Raw genomic sequence first — 22,025 nt, 5'->3', positions numbered from 1 at the left:
TCAGCGTCTCTTCAGGTAACCGCTTGTTGAGCTGCGGCGTTGAGGTGGCGGTGCTGCTGGCCGTGGTTGAACGACAGGGGCAGCAGGTTGCGGATCGGACTGTGAAGCAACAACTGGTACTGATTGCTGGGGACTGGTGACACGCTCGCCTTGAACCGGCTTGATGCCCAACGCATCGTCGAATAAGCCGGTCTGCGCGAGGGCTTGTCGCACCCGCTCCCAGTCGTGTTCCTTGTAGCGATTCAGGCCGAGGTAATGAGCCATCGCCAGGCAATACACCATCAGGTCGAGTGCTTCGTTGCGCTCTGCCTTCCCCTTGACCCATTCGATACGCTTGTGGCCACGTACATAGCGGGCGACTTTGCGCTCTGCCACACACTGGTCAAAGAAGTCATCCGGCAGGTCGTTGGCAAAGTGCAGCGCACCCGGGCCAGATTCAAACGGGTAACGGTTGTATATCCAGTCCTTTGCCGTGTCGGTACCGACAAACCACAGCTCAGCACCGTTGCGCTCGGTCTGGCCCTTCCAGGTCACGTCGACCATTGAAGGCCGCTGAGCAATGACGGGCTTGCCGGGCTTGCTCGCCCCTTTAATGGCGAACACATTGCGCCAACGACGAACACGGCAAAACTGGTAAACCTCATCGGTGTGGTGACCGCCAGAGTCGACGGCGACCGCTAGGATGCCAAGCCCGACGCCGCACGGATGGCGGTACTTAGCCTTGAGTAACTCATCCAGAGCCGCCCATGTACGTTCATCAGCGGGGTCGCCAGAGACGATCTGATAGTCAACAACCCAACGCTCCATGCCGACGCCCCAGCCCATGGCCATGAACTCCAGGCGATTGGCTTGCACGTCGACGGCACCGGTGATCATCAGCACAGCGGCCGGAAGCGAGCCGAGCGTGAAGCCTTCCAGACGCGCCCGCTCTTTCAGCACGGTAGCTTTGGTTTGCTCTTGTGCGCTGTCCCAAACCTTAGCCAGACGGGTGTTGTAAAACACCTGCATGGGTTCAAGATCACCTTTAGCCTGGGCTTTCTTGGCCTTCTCAAACTGCTTTGCCAGTGATTTCCAATCCATCCAGCCCAGCGGTGAATACAGCGCATTGAGGTGGAAGCCGACAGTCTCCCCGTCGCCCTCAGAATGGCTGCGCCACTCGCCTTGCCCAAGCATCTCGCCCTTGTGGTACTCCTCGATCAGCACATCACATTCAGGGCCAGCGCACTGATAATGCACAACGCTGAAATCCTTCGAGTAGTGCAGTCGTTCCCACTCCAGAACCTGCATGTGACCGCAGGTCGGACACGGCACGTAGTAGTAACGTTGATCGCTACCTTCGAATAGGTCAGAGATCCGCGAAGCGCCCTTGATCGTCGGGGAGCTGGAGAAGTAGAACTTGGCATTGCGGCCAAACGTACTGCCCCGGGTTTCCGCAAGTTCAATCGGGTCGCCCTCTTCGCCGATGTCCACTTCCCAGCGGTCGATCTCGTCGCCATAAACGTAACGTGCCGAAAGCTCGGACAGGTTGGCCGCCGATCCAGCGGTGGTCACGTACAACGAGCCACCCTCAAACTCTTTGGTGTCCATGGTGTTACGCGAATCGCGAGAACGGCTCGATGCGACACGCTCGCGCAGCACCGGCGTGGCCTTGATTGTCTTGCCGATCCGCGACGAAACCCGTTTGGCCAGACCAAGACTAGGCAGCAAGGTCAGAATGTTTGACGGTGCCATATGGATCAGGCCGCCGATCCAGTTCAGCGCGATCTGGGTCTTCATCAACTGCGAGGCCACCATCGTGACGACGCGCTTGCAGGGATGAGCCGGTGACAGGCATCGCATTGGCTCGCGGGCATACGGGGTACGCGAGGTGCGGTACTTGCCGGGTTCAGCAGCGCCGGTATCACGCGGGATCCGCATGTATTCGTCGGCCCACTGATCGATCCAGACATCCGGGTCTGGCTTCAGTCCACGGAAATACGCCTCACGGTACACCTCTGCACCGTCAGGAATTTCCGGGGTCATAGGCTTAACTCGTGGTCAGTGCATGTTCAAGGTCAGCAGACGACATGCGTTCTGCGTCTTCGAGGCAACGGCGAATGGCCGCCGTCAGGTGCTTCTCGATTTCCCAAGGGTCGGTCAGGGACGCCAGCTCGGGTGCTAGTTGCGGAGGCATGCCCAGCAATTGATCGCGCAGCATGCGCCCGGCGTTGAAGGCACCGTCCTTGACCGCAGTCATGGCGACCAGCGATCCCTTTGCTTTGTGTAATTCGATCTCGGCGAGCTGTGCCAGGTTGTGCTCACGCAGTGCGCGTGCCTTTTGGAAATCCGGGAGCTGCCCCGCAGGGGTTAACGCGAGCGGCGGCGCAGCCGTTGCAGTCGGCTCGACATGGCTGGAGAGCTGGCTGTAAACGTCTCGCTGGACCCGGTCTTGGTGGTGGCGATCCGCGACGGCGGCCTTGCTGGGGTCAGCGGTGTCTAGAATCAATGCTTCGCTGGCCACTACATCGACCTGCTTACCGTCGGCGCTCAGCACAAGTCGGTCGTTGTTTTTCAACCAGGTGATGTAGCTGGGTGCCCTGCCAATCCGAGCCGCGAAGGCGCTCTTTGACAGGTACATTGGTTCTGTCATAAGCCCTCCTTTTCAACGGCTTTTCAATGGAAACCTTTCAATTTCAATGGATTGAATTTCAGTAAGCTGGGAACTCAGCCGCTAACGCTTTCCCGCGGGTTTGCGACCCCGTACCCTCCGAATAACCCTAGGGTCCCCGACGGTTTCAGGCTGACCCGCCGCCATTCGGCGGAACATCGCACACGCCAAGCCGCTTGGCAGCCCAGCGTTCGTACAAGCCGATGGCAACATCCGCGCCCGCCATCGCGGTGAGGCAACCCAAGGCGCCCGCAGTCCAAAGCGACATACCCGCCGCGATCATCAACATCATCGCCGTCACCCCGCAGACAATGCAGGCACCCGACCGAAGCGCCAACCTGCGCAACAACGCCCAGCCCCGCGCCCCATCCTTGTCTGCTCGCCACATCTCCCCCGATACGCCACCGACCAGAGCCAGGACGATCACTAACCAGATCGGCATTTCTGCCAGTGCTTGTTGCTCGCTTGTCATCGCCTACCCCATGAACGCAAAAAACCCGGCGCAATGGCCGGGTTTGGTGGTGTGGTGCCTGCCGCTCTCTGCGGTCGCACCTATCGAAGATGACTACTTTTTACAGGTCGATTCCGGTGGCAGCAACCCTGTTTTAATGCCACCTGGTGAATAAGTGGGCAACGCAGGGTGAACGCCTAGCGAATGTCGGCGAATACACCACCACGGCATTCTGTTTTTGCGGCGGTGTCCCATACGTCCCACTTTTCAGAATCGAAGTGGGACGCCTGAGAGCGCCTGACTTCGGGGCTTCGCCCCACTGTCCTACTTATCTTTCTACTTTCTCGTGTAAAGGAAGAAATTTAAAGAACACGCGTTCGCGCGTAAGCGCGTACTGCTTGCCCGCTACGCTCACACGGGCGGGAGGCACGACTAGGCGGGACGGTGGGACAACCCAACAACGACAAGGCCCGCACCTGTCCCACTGCATCAAAACGCAGCAAGACAATACGGGCCAGTGGGACAACCACAACCGGAAGGATGCTTGGGGTCACGCAGCCAGCCCCATCATCACGCCGAAGATCTGCAGATGCGCATCATGCAAGCGCTGGTAGTACGTGTCGCGACCACAACCGCAGTGGGCATACCGCAAGCGCATATCCACATCGAGCGTGCAGTAATGCTCACGCACCACCGTCACCAGCTCCGGCGCGAGGTGCTTGGTCACGATCAGCTCAATGTCCAACGAACTCTCCAGCGGCGCACGGAAAGCACGCCGCCCCCTGATCAGTTGCCCGTTGCTCTCCATCATCATGGCAACCATATTTCCCCCAGCCAGCCCTCCTTTCGAATGTTCTGAATGCAGCTCCTGCGCCCACAACCGAAGCAGCGAATCGATCTCCTTAATCATCGAAGCAAGGCTCTTCAAACGCTTCGCGCTGCAACGCCGAAGCACCGCCCCACCCTGCCGGCTTCTTGTAAGCCCAAGGCCGCTGCCCGCTCTTCACCAATGCAGGCAACCGCACCCGCCGCCAACCCAACCGATGCATGATCGCGCCGACGCGCATCTGCTCAGGTTTGCCCCAATGCCCAAAGTCCAACTTAAGGGCATTGGCCAGCACCTCGCTCCCAGTGGTGGTCTCACCTATCTGCGACTCTTCCAACCAGGTCAGAATCGGCCCTTCCCATTCATCCACAACAAAACGCTCGTCCTGCTCTTCGCCGAACATTGTCGCCTCATCAAGCGTCACCCACCAGAGGTCGCCCGCGTCGTAGCAGAACAACGCCTCAGCCCACAGCTGATCGCGCATCGAACGCAGCAGATCCAGATCCACCTTGGTACACGCAACCGGCCAGTAACGCCGGTTACCGGTGGCATCCTTCAGATACTCGTCTTGGTTGGTCGTCCCCACGAAAACACACTGGCGTGGCACGTCCATCGTTCTGCGGCCGTAGCTCTCGCGATAAGTGTCGGTGGATGCCGAAAAGAACTGCTTGGCCTTCGTACTCTCAGCCTTGTTGAAGCTGTCCAGCTCCCCCAGCTCAACGATCCACTTGCCCCGGATCGCCTGAAAGCCGTCCTTGTCGCCCAGCGCAAACGGCGTATCCATGAACCACTCGCCGCCGAGGATGCTCATCGCGGTCGACTTACCAGCGCCCTGCGCACCTTCGAGAATCATCACCGAGTCAGCCTTGCAACCCGGCTTCATCACCCGAGCCACGGCCGACAACATCCAGCGCTTGCCGACCTTCGACGAGTAATCGGTGGCCTTCACGCCCATGACATCGGTAAGCCAACTTTCAAGCCGAGGCACCTGATCCCACTGCAGCTTGCGCAGATACTGGCGCACTGGATGAAACGCATGGTCATGCGCAACCACACTCACCGCCTCGATCACATGCGAGGCCTTGACCCGCAAGTTGTACTGCTGCGCGAGCCACTTCATCACCCGCACATCATCAATGTCCGCCCAATCGCCCGTGCCGCCGCCATAAGGCGCCGCACGCAGCTTCACGATCTTCGAACTGAAAGCGCTGTAGCTGATCACCCCGGCCCAACGCTCATCGTTGGCCAGGATCAACTCGACATTCTGCATGTGCGCAATCAGCGCGCCGCTTTCGCTGCGTGCCAGCAGATCCTTCCAACCACCAGCGGCCGGGGGCTTGACCACCGCCAACACTTGACGGCGCACAGCCTCCAAACCTTCCGCAACATGCAGATCATTGAAGTCGGTCCACTTGGCTTCCCGCTCACTGGAAAAGATCGGCGCAACCACCTGACCACCGACAATCAGCGCCGCGTTGCTTGCTTTCTCTTCGCCAGGGTTCCACGCATCGCCATTCGGCTTGGTGGTCTTCCAATCATCGTCCCGGCAGATGATCAGCGGGCAACCGGCGAACCGCTCGCGCATGGCCTTGCAAACCACCAGCAAATTGCCCGCATCAAACGCAACGGCCACGGTCAATGACGTGGCCATATGCAGGCTTGCGCCGGTCGCGTAACCCTCACACACCAGCACCGGTTCGCCCGGATCCGGGTGCGGCCCGATCAGATGGAAAGCACCCTCTTTAGACATGCCGTAAGGCCAATAGGATTTGTCCCGCCCGGTGTCCTCTTGCTTGGTCGGGAACACCACCTGCAAGCCGACAATCTCGTCCCGCACATTGCTCATCGGTACCAGGAAGGCGCCAGTGCGCGGCGCATACCGAACGCCGAAGCCGACAATCTGCTTTCGGTCCAGATAGTCGCTACGGCCCTTCTCCGGCATGCGCTTGAACATACCGGCCGCTCGCTTGGCCGCGCGACGTGCCGCGTTGGCCGATATCTCAGCCGCCCGGCGCTTGGCCTCTTCCTGTCGAGCGCGCATAACCTCACGCTCTTCAGGCGACATCCGACCAGCCTGGACCTTGATCTTCTGAGACTCGCCCGAACGCCAGTCACCGAACGCACCGAAGATCAGCGTCTCGCCTTTCTCCGTGTGCTGTTCATGGACGACATACCAACCGTTCTTTTCCTTGCCCTTGTCTTGCGAAGTCTTACACCGGGTCAGCTTGCCAAACACCAGCGGCTGCGCAGGCTCAAGGCCGTAGCCCGTGAATTGCCCCAACACTTCATCGAGCATGGATGGCCTCCATGATCTCCTCTACCTCTTGGCAGCTCACGCATTGCGTGCAGCCAGGAACAGCTAAACGCCGTCCCTCGGGGATTGGGCTATCGCAGTTTTCACAGAATAGAAACGAATACGCCACCAATGCAGGTTTAGCGGCGTTGCGTGCAGCGAGCGCCTGATCGATACTCTCTTGCACCAGGTCATTTGCGAAGTCAGCAATGTCAGCCACGATCAACACCCCGCGTCGTCTGGTTGACATATGTGGCGCGGTTGAACAACCCCAGCAACCCCTGAATCCCACGAAACACCTGCAGGCGAATCGCGGCGAGTTCCTCATCGGAAACAATCCCGTCGCCAATGCTCTTGGCCCAGGTATCCGCCAGATCCGCCACCTGCCGGAAGTACTCGGCAATCCCGGTGGTCAACGTCTCGGGCATGTCGTTGGTATAGGCCTCAGCCAGCTCCTGCCATGTCGTGTCACCAACCAACGCATGCACCGCATCCAGAATGCGGCGATCCTTGGTCAGCTCCAGAATCTCGCCGAACTCTTGAATGTTCACCGTGTGGCTTGGGTGAGTTGGGGAAAGCTTGTGCTGCAGTGTGGTCGCATTCCGGCCGGTGGTGGCGGCGATGGCTGCGGCACCGCCGGGGTAGTCCCGTGCGGCATGGTAAAGCGCAAGATCGAGCGGCAGAACTTCCCGTTGCGCCCGGTCTAGAGAGCTCAGAATGATACGGCTCATGGCATTAATCCTTGTAAGTTGCCAGTGCCGCGCGACATGCAGTGGTGATACATTTGCCGCGTGGCTTGAAAGGGCCCAAACGCCGGCTAGATCTTCGGGATCGATACCGGCACCGTGCCGGGGCGAGCAATCCGTTGCTCACCCCTGGCGCAAAAGCTGCCAAATCTGTGGTGGAAAAGGCAGCAACACCAAAGCTTCCGAGCCTTGGAAAAGCGCGATAAAGAGAGGTGGTTGCATGTGGTGTGCCCATCTATCTTTATCGCGACCCGGCAGCGCTGTGGTGGTGCGTGCCGGGAGGAACTGGGCGACCTTTGGGTCGCCTTTTTTCTGACTACGCTGCAGCTTTTTGTGGAGCCGAAGCGTTCAACAGCCAAGTCGCTTGGAATGCGTTGCCTTTCTGCTTCGCAGCAGTCGCTAACAGCTCGGCGTATTTAGTTTCACCTGTGTAATCCGTTCGCGGCAGGCATGCAGCCTGACGCCATTTGTTCAGCGCCTGATAGCTTCTATTGCATACCTTCGCAGCGGCCCCGATGCCGCCTACGGCTTCAAAAGCGAACGCAATCGCACTCGGAAAATCTGCGGGGTCCAGCATGACAACCTCCATTTATCAACTTGCGGTTGATGTTATAGATCAACTGACTATTGCGCAACCTTTATGAGACTCTCAACTCATGGTTGATAAAAATTCTCTCCGCGCAGCTTTCAGCGAGCGCCTACACGAAGCTCTGGACGAGGCTGGCGTACGCGCCCGTGGTCGTGGAGTGGATATTCATCGTCAGTTGAAAAGCGTGGGTGTCGATAAAACGACTCAGGCAATCAGCAAGTGGCTGAATGGCGAAGCGATGGCTGAGGCGGATAGCATGTCTGCCCTGTGCTCATGGCTTGGAGTCAGAAGGGAATGGCTTGAGTACGGGGTTCTGCCGAAGGAGCAGACTGGCCATAGCAACGTTCGCGCTCTAGCCTCTGCTGACTTGTGTAACGTTAGTCAAATCAATCAGCGTTTTGGCAAGGTTCCACTGATCTCTTGGGTTCAGGCCGGAGCTTGGTGCGAGGCGATCTCAAACATTGAGAACTATGATAGTGACTCTTGGTTGTCATGTCCCGTTCCGATTAGCGCCCATGGCTACGCCTTGAAAGTTCTTGGTGATTCAATGACCAATCCTGGACCTGGGCGCAGCTATCCAACTGGATGTATTATTTTTGTTGACCCTGAAGCGGAGACAAAGACTGGGGATCGTGTAATTGCCAGAGTGCCACGTACAAATGAAGCCACCTTCAAAATATTAGTAGAGGACGCTGGCCGACAATTTCTAAGACCCATCAATCCGCAATATCCAATCATTGACATTACGGAAGAGACACATATTTGCGGCAAAGTCGTTGGCTCATTCATCCCAGAATAAAAGCTTATTTGAATCAGTCACATCATATTTATCATTGTTTTAGCTTCGCGATATATTTTGGAGTGCCCTAAAAACCATGAGGCGAAGCCGGAATACTTTTCACTTTCTCGTGCAAGCATCTCAATCCTATCGATCGCCTCACGTATAGAGCGCAGTCTGTTAGCTTTTTTCCTCAATGTATTTACGCTGTGATAATTCGCAATAGCTCGTTTTAGGGATAGTTCGAAATCGTGGAGACTCACATGAATTTTCGAACGAGGCTCCCATAACCGCAGAGTATTGAGCCCGCAAACCTCTATAGTTAGCTCGGCAACATCATACGTCGGCCCCGCCCAGCTCTTTATATTCAACCCTTCGTAATAAAAATATTGAGCAGGATCCAAATCATAAGGATTGACTATAGGCTCTTTGCCTGTATCGTGATCATCTTTATTCCCATTGCAGCGCCTGCACGCTGGCAATAAATTTAACCACTCAAAGGTTTGGTCTGGATAAATTGATTTTGGTTTAAAATGTTCAACCTCAACATTCCCACCCTCTGACGGAATGCATTCGCAAAACGTACATTTCCCATTGGAAGAACGAGTAAGTTCTGACTTGACATCCTTGTGCCTGTAAGGGGCTATTAACAGCTCCTTTTCTTTTTCCGGAATGTTCTTATAAGAACCATGAACACTAATCGCTTCTTTCAGCTTCCGAGTCAACTCGACTTTATTATTTTTCAAATATTCTGGCTCAGTTCCTCTATTAAGCTTAATCATCCTTAAGAGCCACCAGAGATGCAAGTTTAGCCTTTAGCACGATCACTATAGTATCGCTTGGATGTGCCACTCTCTCTAGGCTAGCGATAGCCTCCTCCAACCCTCCCAGGTCTCTCTCTTCTGCCCTAGAAATAGCCGCACCAATCAGACGTTGATAATCCTTATTTTCTAAGCTTTTAACATCCATAACATCGGTCAGAATCTGATCAGTTGACCATCCTGAATATAGTTGATCAGATGACGTTATTTCGCCGCCCACTGCGTTTGCAGGCATGATTAGTACTTCATTCTCTTTAGCAGACGCAAGCAAGTGGGGCGAATGCGTTGTAACAATAAATTGCAGCTTAGGAAAAAGTTTTAACAACCCATCGCGCAACGTAAATTGCCACTCAGGATGAAGATGCAGATCCAGTTCATCGATCAATACCGTTCCACTTGCGGTAGCCGCCAAACGGTTTGACTGACTAGTTGTTTCCACCCATTCAAATATCATCACAATTATGGTAAAAACCGCTTGAAACCCAGAAGAAAGTTCTTCTAAATAGCACCGTCTCCCATAGATAGAAAATATTGGCTCTAAATCTCGACCGATCTCAATAAACTTAAAATCGCTACCATCAGGACCAATGTATTGAAGCGCATCTGTAAACCTAGAAAAATTTTCTCGCTCTACAGCCGCCCAATCCTTATCAATAATAAAATACCTATTAACGAGCCATTGCTTAATATCTCCTGCCCACTCGCCATGCAAAGACTTTACGCTGTTTTGCCGATAGGTCTTAATAGCATCTTGAACAGGTAACTCCCTTGCCACACCCTCTATCAACTTATACCTAATACTCCGATTTGCACCAATAAATAAAGGCGAAAGTGACTCGGCGCGATCCTCGTACGTTTTAATGTACTGCCGCCCCTCTTCAACGGAAACCCCTTGATTTCCTATTTTAAAACTTCCTTTTCGATATCCGCCACTTAAAGAGTTCTTTCCCAAACCGATTCTTAATTTTTCGTCCCCATCCACCATATCTATCCACATGACAGACTGTTCACTAACTGTAGAATATCCGACGCCAGACACGTCAAAACAGTGAGCTATGCACACCAAGACTGAAGTTTTTCCACAACCATTAGGTCCAGCGATGAAATTAAAGCTCGGGCCAAACCCAATATTAAGAGTTTCAAACTTCCTAACATTTTCTACGTGAAGCTTTTCTAAATATCTGACTGACATTGCTGTTCCTTGCAAGCTGGATGCATCGATATCCAATAATGATTGTTCACAAGGCAGAAAGCCACTGCCATAAGAAGCCGAACAGAAAAATCAACCAGCAGTTGACAGTTATCAATTTTCGGTTGATATTCGCTTTACTCTTCCACCACAGAGCAGAGAAATGAATATCAAGACATCAGTGCATGCACATCCAGCAGCAGTAGACCCCCGGGTAATTTTTGAAATTCGCCGTCGAGCCCGCGAATGCGGCTGCACGTTTGTTGCAACCAAACGGAAGATGACAGCACGCACCACTCCTGCCCCAGTCAATCCGAACGGCGGAGGGCACGCAGCATGATCAAGTACAAAATCGACAACCGTACCCTGCAGCTGCTCAATGCCCAGGTCAACCTGACCGAGACCTTCAACCACGTCCTGAGGACTGCGCCTAGGCGCGAGTGCCTGGCGTTTCGCCTCAAGGTTGAACGTGGCATCTCAGCAAGCACCTTCATCGTCGAGCTGGGCAGCGAACGCCACACGCTGACCCTGCCGAACGAAAAGAAGATGCATCTCAAGTTGGCCGACTTCATCGAAGAGATAGCCAACTGCCCGTTCGACGAGAGCAATACCAGCGACCTGCTGCATCGTCCACACGCCAGTCGCGAATACGGCCACTTTGAGGTATCGGATAAGCAGCGGGTGTTCGAACTGGTACGCACCGGCGGCGTGCTGAGCCTCGACATGGGTTTCGACTACCCACTCCAGGTTGCGCTGCACCGCACTCAATCGCGCTCAGGCGTCACCACCATCCTGAGCATCGGTAACAAAAGCCCGCACACCCGGTGCTTCACAGTGTACGGCAGCGATGCAGAGATCTACGTCAAGGTCAGCGAGTCCATCAACCACCTTGCTGCAGCGGCAACTCCAGCTGCGCACGCGGCATGAGGGGCACACCATGGAAAGCACCCTCGCCCAAGCCGCAACCCACCTGGGCCTGACCCGGCCCAAGCTGATCGCACGCATGCGGGAAAAAGGCCTGCTCAACGAGCGAAACCTGCCGGCCTACCCCAACCGTGATCGCGACTACCTGCGCATCAAGGACGGCCAGTGGTACCACGACCATCTCGGCATGCAGTACAGCCAATCCACCCGGGTCAAACAACCCGGCATTCGCTGGCTGGCCGAACAGTTGGGAATCGACCTACCCGCCATTCCGGCAGACAGCCGTGACGTGGCCTAGGGAATACGCCCGCCAGATCATCGCCATGCGGACACGAGAGGAGCGCAACGCCGCGCTCCTCGAAGTGCCCGAACATCTGCGCGAGTTGACCAAACGGCACTGCCTGAACGCCTGGAACCACCCGGCCAGAACACAACGCAAGGAGGCCCAACAAAGCCATGAGTAACACAGCACAAAACCCGCTCCGCCTGCACCCGGCACCAGAGTCAGCCACCGTCGAACTGCTTTACCGCATCTTCGGCGACGTCTTGATTCCGCTCGACAAAGTGCGTGAGCAGTACTTCCGAAACCTCAACGAGCAGTCATTCGTGGCCGAGATCAGCAGCGGCCGAATCCAGCTGCCTATCACAACGCTGGACACCAGCCGCAAGGCACCGAAGTACGCCCATATCCGGCACATCGCCTCACTGATCGACATCCGCGCCTACAAGGCCGACGAAGACATGCAGCGACAGCAGGACGATACCAACGAGTAACACCCACAAAACCGAACGGCTGCCACCACCAGCCAATGAAATCACCAAGAGCACACCACATGACCGCAATTCAGATCTGCGCACTCATCGTTCTGATCGTTTTCGCCGGACTACTCGTCTGGGCTGTCTACTTCATGGGTCATAGCGACGGCAGATCCGCCGGCGCGAAAGAAAGCGACGATATCCAGCGTGCCGAAAGCGCCAAGACGGTTCGCGAATTAAGGGCATCTCTCGACTTCATAAAAGCCGACCACACCCGGTTGTCGCAACACTGTAAACGTCTGCAGATAGCGATGGCATTCGGAGGCCCCGAGCGTTTAGCACTTCTGGAAATCGCCGAGAAACTTCGCATTGCCGCCGACACATTCAGTGCATCCCGCACAGGCAAAAAACTGGAGCGCGACACTCGCGCGCTGCGCGACCGAGCTCTCGACATGGCTGAGCAACTGGCTCCCTTTGATGTGGGAGACGCCGCATGAACGAGATCCTTACCCACTCCAACACCCACCGCGACACGGCATACGCCTCACCAGCGCCGGACGAACCAGCGCGCAATCGAACCTCGGAGAAAAGCGGCATGCAAATGGACCAGCACAACACCCAATCCACGACCGCTTTGCTCTGCGAAGAAGTGAGCGTCGACACGCTAGAAACAAACAGCCTCTGCTGCGAAGCAGCAGGCATTATTGCTCCTCTAAGCAGCACCACCGAGGCGCTTCCCCCCCACGAAAAGCTGCGCGAGGCAGCCACACCCAATGCAACGCTAATCGCTCAGAATCGCCCGCCCGCGCAGCCTGCTGTGGGGTATACGCACCCTGAATGTATTCTCGAAAGACCGCCAAAGATGGCCGTCAACGCAGTCCAGATCGACGAGCGCGCCGAGTTCGAGAAAGAGTTTCCAGTACCTGAAGGCCTGGAGTACTACAGAAAGCGCGTGACGTACATTAGAACACGAGGAGCAAGCACATCTGAGACGTTCGCCCGCGAGCATTACGCCTGCAAAGCGGGGTTCGCAGCATGGATGCGTCGGTCTTGGAAGCAGGCAGCACTGGACTGGTCGAAAAACAGCAGTGAACAACAGGATCAACCCGCACCGCAGGAGAAAAAATGAACACTGCTTTCATCCTGATGGCTCAGTACAACGGCCAGGCGATCATCCCATTGGACATGGTCTGCAAGGACTACTTTACGCACCTGACCACCGACATGTTCCAGCGCAAGGTCATGGCCGGGCAGATCAAAATCCCAATCACTCGGCTGGAGCCCAGTCAGAAAAGCGCCAAGGGTATCCACATCACTGATCTGGCGGCCTACCTTGATTTACAACGGGAAGCTGCGGTGAAGGAATTCAACCAGCTCAATGGATACCGCCGAGCCAGTTAACTCACTGCTTACCCCAGGCGCCCAGCTTCACGGGCGCCTGAATGATCTTCTCTAACCACGGCCATTCGGCATAGTGGTCACCTCGCCCGCGCAGATGCGTGTATCTACGCAATGAATTCCAATCCCGATGCCCGGAAACACTGGCCACTCGAGGGATATCCCAGTCCATCTCAAATAACCGGCTCACTCCGTCGTGCCGCAGGTCGTGGAAATGCAGATCTTCAATCATCAGAAACTTGCACGCCTTTGCCCAAGCAGTGGCGATTGATGACGAGTTGTAGGGAAAGATCTCTGCACGCTCCTTCGGCATGCTCTTCAGAATGCGCCAAGCTTCATCCGGGAGGTGACACCAAACATCGTTGCCAATCTTCTGGCCTGGGTTCTTCATGTCCCGCACCATCACCCGCTGACGTTCCTCATCGATGTCCTCCCAAAGCATTCGACTGATCTCGTCTTGCCTACGAGTGGAGAACAATGCGAAGCCGGTGACTTTGAGCATGTTGATCGAACTAGGGCGACGCTGCTGAATACCTACAAAGTGCTCCAGAACCTTATCCAGCTCGTCCTTGGTCGGCCGCCGATCCCGCTCGCGGCTTTTCATGTTGTAACCGAGCTTCCTCAACACCTTCCGAGCGTCCGACATCGCGTGAGGGTCTACCTCATACCCCCAAGCGGGACGCGCAATCGAAAGGACAGCCCCAAGGTGCGCCAGATCGTTGCCAGCCGTCTGCGGCTGGACGCCCCCGCCCTCTTTACTCATTCGCCAGAGTGCAAAATCCACCAATCGTTGACTGTTGATAGCCGAATCAACGGTCTGGCCAAACTCCGTCGCTGCGATAGCATTTAGAGTGGCCTCCTTGGTTTTTCCCAACGGTCGGACTTTCTCCATTTCATCCAGATACTGCTTGATCATGTCCTGAACTGTGACGCCCTTGCGGTTCGCTCGCTCAATCGCACCAGGCTGATCTAGCTCTGCCTGACGTCGCCGTACCCACGCTTGTGCCGCCTGTTTCCGGGCGAAGGTCTGGCTCTCTTGGTAGACTTGCGCTCCATCGCGAAACAGGCGTATCTGTGCCGTGTAGCTGACTGAGCCATCGGTGCGTTTTCGTGCTCTGATCGTTGCCATAGTCGACTGGTACAATTCCGAAAGTGACTGGTACATTGTACCAGTACCATCGAAAAAACGCCTGAAAACGCCCAAAAACACGCTATAAATACGTTGAGCAAAATGGTACTAAACACCCACTCCAGCCCAGTAAACCCAAGCCCTGCGCTATCTCGGCGGTTTTCCGTTGCGCCGATGATGGACTGGACCGACCGACATTGCCGCTTCTTCCTGCGCCTCCTCTCAAAGAACGCCCTGCTCTACACAGAAATGGTCACCACCGGTGCGCTGCTCAACGCTGAACCGCATCGCTTTCTCCAGCACGACGAGGCGGAGCATCCGCTGGCGTTGCAGTTGGGGGGCAGTGTTCCGGCGGATCTAGCGGCGTGTGCGCGGATGGCTGAGGCGGTGGGTTATGACGAGGTCAATCTGAATGTGGGCTGCCCGAGTGATCGGGTGCAGAACAACATGATTGGTGCAGTCCTGATGGCGCATCCGCAGTTGGTGGCGGATTGCGTCAAGGCGATGCGTGATGCGGTATCGATTCCGGTGACGGTCAAGCATCGGATCGGGATCAATGGCCGCGACAGTTATGAGCAATTGTGTGAGTTCGTCGGTACGGTTCGCGACGCGGGCTGCACCAGTTTTACGGTGCATGCGCGGATTGCGATTCTTGAGGGGCTTTCGCCCAAGGAAAACCGTGATATCCCGCCGTTGCGTTATGACGTTGCCGCGCAGTTGAAGCGTGATTTTCCCGATCTGGAAATCATCCTCAATGGCGGGATCAAGACGCTCGAACAATGCCAGGAACACTTGCAGGTGTTCGACGGCGTAATGTTGGGCCGCGAGGCGTATCACAATCCGTATTTACTGGCCGAGGTCGATCAGCAGTTGTTCGGCAGTCAGGCACCGGTAATTTCCCGGGCTGAGGCGCTGGCAGCAATGCGCCCGTACATTGCCGCGCACATTCAGAGCGGCGGTTCCATGCATCATGTCACCCGCCATGTGCTGGGCCTCGGTACGGGGTTCCCCGGCGCAAGACGCTTCAGGCAGCTGCTATCGGTGGACATCCACAAGACTCCGGATTCGCTGGCGCTACTGGATCAGGCGGCCGGGCTGCTGGAAGGTCGCTGAAAGCAGGGAACAAGCACGGCGGATCGCGCTCCAACCAGTCTGGATCGAGTTTTCGCCCGCCCGGGCAACAGGCCGCCCTGTTCTGGCGCGGCGTTATGCTTTGCGCCCTTGAGTGGGCGGCACCGCTCGGGTAATGTCACCTAACCGCACAGGACAGAGCACGCTCATGACTTCCAAGCTGGATCAACTCAAAGCATTTACCACCGTTGTTGCCGACACCGGCGATTTCGCAGCCATCGAAAAGCTCAAGCCGGTCGATGCGACCACTAACCCTTCTCTGCTGCTAAAGGCCGGTTCAAGCGACAGCAATGCTGATCGCCTCAAGGCGGCCTTCAGCGGCGCCAATGGCGATATCGGTCTGGCATCTGATCGTTTTGCCGTCGCTATCTGCCAGGAAATCCTCAAAGTCGTTCCTGGCCGCGTTTCGACTGAAGTCGATGCCCGCCTCTCCTTCGACATCAACGGCTGCATCGAGCGCGCCCAGCGCCTGATCGACATGTACGAGTCGGCCGGCGTCAGCAAGGATCGCATCCTGATCAAGCTGGCTTCCACCTGGGAAGGCATCCGCGCGGCCGAAGTGCTGGAAAAGAAAGGCATCCAGTGCAACCTGACGCTGCTGTTTTCTTTCGCCCAGGCCCAGGCGTGTGCCGATGCTGGCGTATTCCTGATTTCGCCGTTCGTAGGTCGTATCTACGACTGGTACAAGAAGGCTGAAGGCAAGGACTTTGTAGGCGCGGAAGACCCGGGCGTGAAGTCTGTAACCCGCATCTATAACTACTACAAGGCCAATGACTACAAAACCGTGGTCATGGGTGCCAGCTTCCGTAACCTGAGCCAGATCGAGCAATTGGCCGGTTGTGATCGCCTGACCATCAGCCCGGATCTGCTGCAGAAGCTCGCAGAAGATACTGGCACGCTGGAACGCAAACTGGCACCGGGCAATGGCGGCGAGCCACGCGTAACGCTGAATGAAAGCCAGTTCCGCTGGGCGTCCAACGAAGATGCAATGGCGACCGAAAAACTGGCGGAAGGCATTCGCCAGTTCGCACGCGATCAGGAAAAACTGGAAGCGTTGCTAAGCGCCAAGGTCTGATCTAAACGCGAGAAAACAAAAGGGCGGCATCCTCACGGGTGCCGCCCTTTTTGCTATGTATCGTTCAGCCTTTGATCAATGGCGCTCGAGGGCATTGACCAGATCATGGAAGGCTTCGCGATTGGAGTCATTGAGCCCCATGAGTATCTTGTGCGCCTCCAACACCTTGGCCTTGACCACTTCCTCGCACTGGTCCTGGGACGGCAGGTCCGTCAGGCACTCAGGGCACGGGATCGGCCGGTCAACGATATTGAATACCTGATCGAAACCCATCGACTGTAAAAGCCGGGTAATGTCTTCATGGGTGGTGACCAGCGTTGGCAACAACCCTACTTTTTGACGCGACAGGATAGACAGCTTGGCCAGCAAGCCAAGTGTGGTGCTGTCTATGCTGCGGGTTTCGGTCAGATCAATCACTACCGTTGAAAAATTCAGCGCAGTGAAGATCCGCTCAATCGTCGCATCCAAAGCCGAACATAACGTCAGACGCACTTCCCCAACAAACTTGAGGACAAACGTGCCTTCCTGCTCGGCGAACTGGATTCTACCGGTACTCATTCAAGGTTCCTGCTCAACACTAACAAGGCGATATCATCCGGCATCTCCCCTAGCGTGGCCAATCCAAAAGTCTGGCGCAAGCCATCCAGGCTGCCGCCCGCCGCCTTTACCAGTTCAGGTAACGCGGCTTCTTTCTCTTTGAGTGTATCACCGGGAAGCAGGTCCAGAATGCCATCAGACAACAGGGTCAGACTAAACGACTCGGGCAAGTCGATCACATGATCCTGATAGGTGGCTTCGTTGAAAAGCCCTACCGGCAAACCACGACCTTCCAGATAGCGTGCTTCACCCGGTGTATACAGCACAGGCAACGGCAGATGACCGCCGACTGCGTACGTCAGTTGCCCCGACTCCTCGTCAATCACACCGCCGACCATCGTTACATGCTTGCCCAGCTTGCAACTGATCAGACCGCGGTTGATATGGCCAAGAACATCAGAAGGCTTGAATTCCGGTAGCGTACCACCGCGCTTGGATTCGAACAGCAACCGCGTGGTCATGAACTTGAGCAACACGGTGATGAACGCGGACGAAGCACCATGACCGGAGACATCTGCGAGATAGAACGCCACCCGGCGCTCGTCAACGCGGAAGTAATCAACGAAATCACCCGACAGGTAGAGCGAGGGGATGATCTCATGAGCGAAATTGAACTGATCGATCGACCACGGGCTGATTGGCAGCATGTTCATCTGCACCTGGCGACCGGCATCCTGGTCTTCCTGAAGCAGATGCAGGCTGGCTTCCAGCTCACGGTTTGCCGTTTCCAGCTTCTTGCGATATTGCTGGTTTTCCTGCAGCAGACGCGCACGATCAAGCGCACGACGCACTGAGTGCTCCAGCACGGCCAGATCTTCCAGAGGCTTGATGAGGTAATCGGCAGCCCCCAGACGGAGCGCCTCGACAGCGTCATTCATGACGCCAGCACCCGACACCACGATCACAGGCGTTTCCGGCGCGATGGCCGTCACCTGACGAATCAGCTCAAGCCCGCCCATTTGCGGCATGCGCAAATCGCAGATCACCAGATCAGGCTTGTCCTGTTCGAATATCTGTATGCCCTCCAAGCCATTATTCGCTTGCAGGACGCTGAAGCCACTGTCTTCCAAATAGGCGGCAAGGCTCGCTCGCACTACTTCGTCGTCATCGATTATCAGCAGCGTGGCACTGGTTTTCTGCATGTGGGCAAACGGCGCCAGATAAGGTTGGCGTAGGCACCCCGGTTCACGGGTCTGCGTACTGGATTCGCTTCTAGCCACTCTGACCGCACGACCGGACTTATGATCCCGTCAGTGGCGTTTCAGAGGTGCCCTTCAAGGCGCAGACGGTACTCCCATCCGACGGGCGTTTCAAGCACGCGCCGGTGCCGACATTGCGTCTTTACACGGCAAATCGCTCAGAGTTATAAGAACCCTGAATTCAGCAATGGAAATGAAGGACTGGACATGAGTCTAAATGATCGAAGCTACGAGGAGAAACGAGACTTCATCCGGATGCGCGTGGAGGCTGACATCAGCTTGATCTACGCCGGTCAGATCATCCCGGCTGTATGCATTGATTTATCGAGCTCCGGGATGCAGGTACAAGCACCCAGAACCTTCAAGGTTGGCGAAAAACTGAGCGTGAAAATCGATTCTGACCATGTAGCCCTCACAGGCCTTGAGGCAGAAACAGAGGTTGTATGGGTCACTGACGAAGCCGATGGCGGACAAAAACTGGGCCTGACCATCATCAAGATGAACTGAGATCCGGCGGAACTGGTTCACAAATGGTAAAAAATAAAGGCGACCACAGGTCGCCTTTATACATTCAGCGGATTGCGATCAGAAATCGTCAACCACCTGACCATCCTTGACGCGGAATTCACGGTTCTGCAGATACGCGTTTCGGATGAAGATGTACTTGTCGCCATTGATCAGCCGCTCGGCCGACAGCAGGCTGGCGCGAGTATCCACCAGGTTTATGCCCAGCGCAGTGTTACGGGTGGGCACGTGATCAATGTAGCGGTACGGCGAGGTGTAGGTGTCCGGGTACTTGGCGACAGCGTCACGCACAGTGCTCGGACCAAACAATGGCAGCACTACGTACGGACCGCTTTGTACGCCCCAGTAACCCAGCGTCTGACCGAAGTCTTCGTCACTGCGCTGCAGGCCCATCTTGGTGCCGACATCAATGAAGCCCAGCAGGCCGAAGGTGGTGTTAAAGATCAGGCGTGCAGTATCAACACCCGCTGCCGCCGGTTTAGCCTGCAGCACGTTGTTGGCGAGGTTTCCGACATCACCGATGTTGTTGAAGAAATTATGCACGCCGTCTTCAACGAATTGTGGAGCAATGAATTGATAGCCCTGAGCGATAGGCTTGAGCGCATAGGTATCAATGGTGTCATTGAAGCGGAAAGTGAGCCGGTTGACGCTTTCCCACGGATCTTCTTCAGCGGCCTGCGCGACCACTGGCACCAGCGCCATACCGGCACAAACACAAAGCTGAGCAAGACGATTGAACACACCTGCACCGGTCACGGGCATAGCTGAAACTCCTGGTATAAGTAATGAAGCGGGCGCTACGCCCCCACACGTCAAGGCGAGGAGTATAAGGCCATATGACAGGAATTAGGCAGCACCTTGGTGATTCAAGTCTGTAAGACCGGTGAAACACCTGTAAACACCATCACCGGACATTCATCTTACTGTCACAAATGACCCGTAGCGTTCAGCGTTATTTCAGAGATATCGCCATGCTCGCGCCTGTGACAGCTCCCCTGCCCGCTTTTACCGCCGTTCTTTTTGGTCTCAGTGGCTGCCTGGTGGACTTTGGCGCCCAAGCGCGTAATGCGTCCGGGCTGAGTGATGAACACTCGCTGCCCACGCCTGGCGCCTTGAAAGCATTACAGAGGCTGCACCAGCAGGCGGTGCCTTGTGCGTGGCTGGACGAATTGCCCAGCGACCTTACACATACGCTGGCTCAACCATTGAGCCATCTGATTCGTGCCACCCCTGCCGCCCAGGCACAGTGGCCCGCCCCTCATGCTTGCTGGCAGGCGCTTATGGAGCTGAACGTCAGTCAACTGGATGGCTGTGTCCTCGTCAGCGGCGAGCCACGCTTGCTGCAGGCCGGTCTGAATGCCGGACTGTGGACAGTAGGCCTCGCATCGTGCGGTTCACTGTGCGGCCTGTCTCCTTCGCAATGGCATGCCCTGACCGATGCAGAGCGCGAATACCGCCGGGGCCAGGCGACGTTGCAGCTTTACGCCCTGGGCGTGCATTCGGCGATTGATCATCTGGGCGAACTGGAGTCCTGTCTGGCAGATATCGCGCTGCGCCGGACCAAGGGCGAGAAGCCCTGACCCTGGCATGAAATTTTCGGGTGCACCCCGCACGCAGAGTCGCAGGACCGGCTTTGGCCACGAGGGCATCAGGATTGGACGCGCGATTTGAAGGCAACCCGCACCAGAGTAGATTAGTCTTGTCACATACCCATTAAGAACCTTTGGCCCCGGGCCGGGGTCCATGGGACAGACTTATCAAAGAAGGAGCACGTCATGCCTGCCCGCGAACTGCAAGAACAACTCAATACCCTGCGCGAGCAACTGGAGCAGAACCCGCCGCTCAACCCAGAGGAGCGCGCCGACCTGGAAACACTGGCGCAGCAGATTCAGTCACAGATCGAACTGGAGTCCGCCACTCAGGACCCGAGCCTGGCCGATGGCGTTAATCTTGCCGTAGAGCGCTTCGAGCTTGAACACCCAGGTATCGCAGGCACTTTGCGTAATATCGTCGTTACCCTGGGCAATATCGGTATCTGATGTCGTAAGACGTCAAACCTAGCCGCCTGCCGCCAAGTAGCAAAAAGCCCGTCAATGACGGGCTTTTTGTTGCCTACTGCCGGGCCAGTCTACGATTATCCGGGCTGATCGACTCAGTGCTGCGATACGGATTGATATCCAGCCCGCCACGACGCACGTAACGCGCATAGACGGTCAATTTCTCCGGCTTGAGCAAGCGCTGCAGATCGAGAAATATCCGCTCTACACATTGCTCATGGAAATCCGAATGCTGGCGGAAACTGACGATGTACGCCAGCAGGCTCGCGGGTTCCAGCTCGGCGCCGCGGTACTCCACTGCTACGCTGCCCCAGTCCGGCTGACTGGTCACCGGGCAATTGGACTTGAGCAAGTGGCTGTGGAGGCTTTGTTCGACAACACGGGAATCATCGCAACGCAGCAGTTCTGGCTGCGGTCGGTCGTAGCTATTGATGCTCACATCAAGCTCGTCGATACACAGGCCTGGCATCGTCGCCACGCCTTCGCCTTCAATATCCGCCAGAGTGCGGATACGCACACCTACTGGCTTACCCGCCGCCGCCGACAGGTCTTTGACCAGCGTCGCGGTCAGTTCGGCGCGATCAGCAAACGCCGTCTGATTAAGCGAGTTGAGGTACAGCTTGAATGACTTCGACTCGATGATATTCGGTGAATCAGCCGGAATGCTGAACTCGGCGATGGCCACCACCGGCTTGCCGGATGGCAGCAGCCAGGACAGCTCGTAGCAATTCCAGAAGTCCACACCTTGATACGGTAACGTCTCGGCAGTCAGACCCAACTCGGCCCATTTGGCGGCACGCGGGATCGGGAACAACAGAGACGGCGTGTAAGTGGCGATGTATTCGCTGGACTTGCCTAGCGGCGAATGTTCGGCTGCGGGGTGCATGAAAGTAC

Annotated in this window: 28 protein-coding genes; 13 read left to right on the top strand and 15 right to left on the bottom strand. The window is 56.1% G+C overall.

The genetic code is table 11. From position 1 onward, the window contains the following. The 8 genes from H8S59_RS00390 to H8S59_RS00355 form a co-directional block, all read right to left on the bottom strand. Positions 1–2,022, bottom strand: coding sequence for a phage terminase large subunit family protein (locus H8S59_RS00390; RefSeq protein ID WP_187520048.1), 2,022 nt, complete (start codon positions 2,020–2,022; stop codon positions 1–3). A gap of 4 nt (positions 2,023–2,026) precedes the next feature. Next, positions 2,027–2,629: a terminase small subunit gene (locus H8S59_RS00385; protein ID WP_187520047.1), complete on the bottom strand. Its 603-nt coding sequence runs from the start codon at positions 2,627–2,629 to the stop codon at positions 2,027–2,029. Between the two features lie 145 nt (positions 2,630–2,774). After that, positions 2,775–3,119, bottom strand: coding sequence for a phage holin family protein (locus tag H8S59_RS00380; RefSeq protein WP_187520046.1), 345 nt, complete (start codon positions 3,117–3,119; stop codon positions 2,775–2,777). A 529-nt stretch (positions 3,120–3,648) separates the two neighbouring features. Next, positions 3,649–4,008: a PA0613 family protein gene (locus H8S59_RS00375; RefSeq protein ID WP_108183296.1), complete on the bottom strand. Its 360-nt coding sequence runs from the start codon at positions 4,006–4,008 to the stop codon at positions 3,649–3,651. Beyond that, positions 4,001–6,220: a virulence-associated E family protein gene (locus tag H8S59_RS00370; protein ID WP_187520045.1), complete on the bottom strand. Its 2,220-nt coding sequence runs from the start codon at positions 6,218–6,220 to the stop codon at positions 4,001–4,003. The genes H8S59_RS00375 and H8S59_RS00370 overlap by 8 nt, the downstream gene beginning before the upstream one ends. Beyond that, positions 6,210–6,437 (bottom strand): TraR/DksA C4-type zinc finger protein, encoded by a 228-nt coding sequence (locus H8S59_RS00365; RefSeq protein ID WP_187520044.1) that lies wholly within the window; start codon positions 6,435–6,437, stop codon positions 6,210–6,212. The genes H8S59_RS00370 and H8S59_RS00365 overlap by 11 nt, the downstream gene beginning before the upstream one ends. Next, positions 6,430–6,948, bottom strand: coding sequence for a phage regulatory CII family protein (locus H8S59_RS00360; RefSeq protein ID WP_187520043.1), 519 nt, complete (start codon positions 6,946–6,948; stop codon positions 6,430–6,432). The genes H8S59_RS00365 and H8S59_RS00360 overlap by 8 nt, the downstream gene beginning before the upstream one ends. 331 nt (positions 6,949–7,279) lie before the next feature. Further along, positions 7,280–7,540, bottom strand: a complete 261-nt coding sequence (locus tag H8S59_RS00355) for a hypothetical protein (RefSeq protein ID WP_187520042.1) — start codon at positions 7,538–7,540, stop codon at positions 7,280–7,282. A 79-nt stretch (positions 7,541–7,619) separates the two neighbouring features. Between H8S59_RS00355 and H8S59_RS00350 the strand changes: the two genes are divergently transcribed. Beyond that, positions 7,620–8,351, top strand: coding sequence for a LexA family protein (locus H8S59_RS00350; protein ID WP_187520041.1), 732 nt, complete (start codon positions 7,620–7,622; stop codon positions 8,349–8,351). A gap of 17 nt (positions 8,352–8,368) precedes the next feature. On the opposite strand, the gene H8S59_RS00345 is transcribed toward H8S59_RS00350, so the two are convergent. Then, on the bottom strand, positions 8,369–9,112 hold the full coding sequence (locus H8S59_RS00345; protein ID WP_187520040.1) for an HNH endonuclease family protein: 744 nt from the start codon (positions 9,110–9,112) through the stop codon (positions 8,369–8,371). Next, positions 9,105–10,343 (bottom strand): AAA family ATPase, encoded by a 1,239-nt coding sequence (locus tag H8S59_RS00340; RefSeq protein WP_187520039.1) that lies wholly within the window; start codon positions 10,341–10,343, stop codon positions 9,105–9,107. The genes H8S59_RS00345 and H8S59_RS00340 overlap by 8 nt, the downstream gene beginning before the upstream one ends. A gap of 333 nt (positions 10,344–10,676) precedes the next feature. On the opposite strand from H8S59_RS00340, the gene H8S59_RS00335 reads away from it, so the two are divergent. From H8S59_RS00335 to H8S59_RS00305, 7 genes are read left to right on the top strand one after another with little or no spacing between them, the layout of a single operon-like run. After that, positions 10,677–11,267 (top strand): hypothetical protein, encoded by a 591-nt coding sequence (locus tag H8S59_RS00335; protein WP_187520038.1) that lies wholly within the window; start codon positions 10,677–10,679, stop codon positions 11,265–11,267. A gap of 10 nt (positions 11,268–11,277) precedes the next feature. Beyond that, entirely contained in the window at positions 11,278–11,562 is a 285-nt protein-coding gene (locus H8S59_RS00330; RefSeq protein WP_187520037.1) for a phage antirepressor KilAC domain-containing protein, read from the top strand. Next, the gene (locus H8S59_RS00325; RefSeq protein ID WP_110753413.1) at positions 11,549–11,728 is read left to right on the top strand and encodes a hypothetical protein; all 180 of its coding nucleotides are present in this window, start codon (positions 11,549–11,551) and stop codon (positions 11,726–11,728) included. The genes H8S59_RS00330 and H8S59_RS00325 overlap by 14 nt, the downstream gene beginning before the upstream one ends. Further along, complete coding sequence (locus H8S59_RS00320) at positions 11,721–12,038, top strand: pyocin activator PrtN family protein (protein WP_187520036.1); 318 nt, start codon at positions 11,721–11,723, stop codon at positions 12,036–12,038. The genes H8S59_RS00325 and H8S59_RS00320 overlap by 8 nt, the downstream gene beginning before the upstream one ends. 59 nt (positions 12,039–12,097) lie before the next feature. Then, positions 12,098–12,517 (top strand): hypothetical protein, encoded by a 420-nt coding sequence (locus tag H8S59_RS00315; RefSeq protein WP_187520035.1) that lies wholly within the window; start codon positions 12,098–12,100, stop codon positions 12,515–12,517. After that, complete coding sequence (locus tag H8S59_RS26865; protein WP_246474969.1) at positions 12,514–13,149, top strand: hypothetical protein; 636 nt, start codon at positions 12,514–12,516, stop codon at positions 13,147–13,149. The genes H8S59_RS00315 and H8S59_RS26865 overlap by 4 nt, the downstream gene beginning before the upstream one ends. After that, complete coding sequence (locus H8S59_RS00305; RefSeq protein ID WP_108183307.1) at positions 13,146–13,421, top strand: pyocin activator PrtN family protein; 276 nt, start codon at positions 13,146–13,148, stop codon at positions 13,419–13,421. The genes H8S59_RS26865 and H8S59_RS00305 overlap by 4 nt, the downstream gene beginning before the upstream one ends. A 1-nt stretch (position 13,422) precedes the next feature. On the opposite strand, the gene H8S59_RS00300 is transcribed toward H8S59_RS00305, so the two are convergent. Further along, positions 13,423–14,547 (bottom strand): site-specific integrase, encoded by a 1,125-nt coding sequence (locus H8S59_RS00300; RefSeq protein ID WP_187520087.1) that lies wholly within the window; start codon positions 14,545–14,547, stop codon positions 13,423–13,425. Between the two features lie 102 nt (positions 14,548–14,649). Here H8S59_RS00300 and dusA point away from each other — a divergent pair, with 102 nt between their 5' ends. Together dusA and tal are read left to right on the top strand one after the other, a co-directional pair. Next, the gene (dusA, locus tag H8S59_RS00295) at positions 14,650–15,660 is read left to right on the top strand and encodes a tRNA dihydrouridine(20/20a) synthase DusA (RefSeq protein ID WP_187520034.1); all 1,011 of its coding nucleotides are present in this window, start codon (positions 14,650–14,652) and stop codon (positions 15,658–15,660) included. A gap of 166 nt (positions 15,661–15,826) precedes the next feature. Continuing rightward, entirely contained in the window at positions 15,827–16,753 is a 927-nt protein-coding gene (gene tal / locus H8S59_RS00290) for a transaldolase (protein WP_187520033.1), read from the top strand. A gap of 75 nt (positions 16,754–16,828) precedes the next feature. Here tal and rssC read toward each other — a convergent pair whose 3' ends face one another. Both rssC and rssB read right to left on the bottom strand, forming a co-directional pair. Next, complete coding sequence (gene rssC / locus H8S59_RS00285; RefSeq protein WP_027898268.1) at positions 16,829–17,311, bottom strand: anti-sigma factor antagonist RssC; 483 nt, start codon at positions 17,309–17,311, stop codon at positions 16,829–16,831. Then, on the bottom strand, positions 17,308–18,492 hold the full coding sequence (gene rssB, locus H8S59_RS00280; protein WP_187520086.1) for a two-component system response regulator RssB: 1,185 nt from the start codon (positions 18,490–18,492) through the stop codon (positions 17,308–17,310). The genes rssC and rssB overlap by 4 nt, the downstream gene beginning before the upstream one ends. A gap of 264 nt (positions 18,493–18,756) precedes the next feature. Here rssB and H8S59_RS00275 point away from each other — a divergent pair, with 264 nt between their 5' ends. Further along, positions 18,757–19,056: a PilZ domain-containing protein gene (locus tag H8S59_RS00275; protein WP_187520032.1), complete on the top strand. Its 300-nt coding sequence runs from the start codon at positions 18,757–18,759 to the stop codon at positions 19,054–19,056. 78 nt (positions 19,057–19,134) lie between these two features. Here H8S59_RS00275 and H8S59_RS00270 read toward each other — a convergent pair whose 3' ends face one another. Next, positions 19,135–19,836 (bottom strand): MlaA family lipoprotein, encoded by a 702-nt coding sequence (locus H8S59_RS00270; protein ID WP_095095448.1) that lies wholly within the window; start codon positions 19,834–19,836, stop codon positions 19,135–19,137. Positions 19,837–20,045: 209 nt separating this feature from the next. Between H8S59_RS00270 and pcrP the strand changes: the two genes are divergently transcribed. Together pcrP and H8S59_RS00260 are read left to right on the top strand one after the other, a co-directional pair. Next, positions 20,046–20,654: an HAD superfamily inactivated hydrolase PcrP gene (gene pcrP / locus H8S59_RS00265; protein ID WP_187520085.1), complete on the top strand. Its 609-nt coding sequence runs from the start codon at positions 20,046–20,048 to the stop codon at positions 20,652–20,654. A 195-nt stretch (positions 20,655–20,849) separates the two neighbouring features. Further along, positions 20,850–21,113, top strand: coding sequence for a DUF4404 family protein (locus H8S59_RS00260; RefSeq protein ID WP_095095445.1), 264 nt, complete (start codon positions 20,850–20,852; stop codon positions 21,111–21,113). Between the two features lie 73 nt (positions 21,114–21,186). Here the strand turns inward: H8S59_RS00260 and queF are convergent, their stop codons facing one another. After that, positions 21,187–22,017 (bottom strand): NADPH-dependent 7-cyano-7-deazaguanine reductase QueF, encoded by an 831-nt coding sequence (gene queF / locus H8S59_RS00255; protein WP_187520031.1) that lies wholly within the window; start codon positions 22,015–22,017, stop codon positions 21,187–21,189. Positions 22,018–22,025 lie beyond the last annotated feature (8 nt).

The sequence above is a fragment of the Pseudomonas folii genome (assembly GCF_014357575.1).
Taxonomy (GTDB): Bacteria; Pseudomonadota; Gammaproteobacteria; order Pseudomonadales; family Pseudomonadaceae; genus Aquipseudomonas; species Aquipseudomonas folii.
This window is presented reverse-complemented; position numbering and strand designations above follow the sequence as displayed.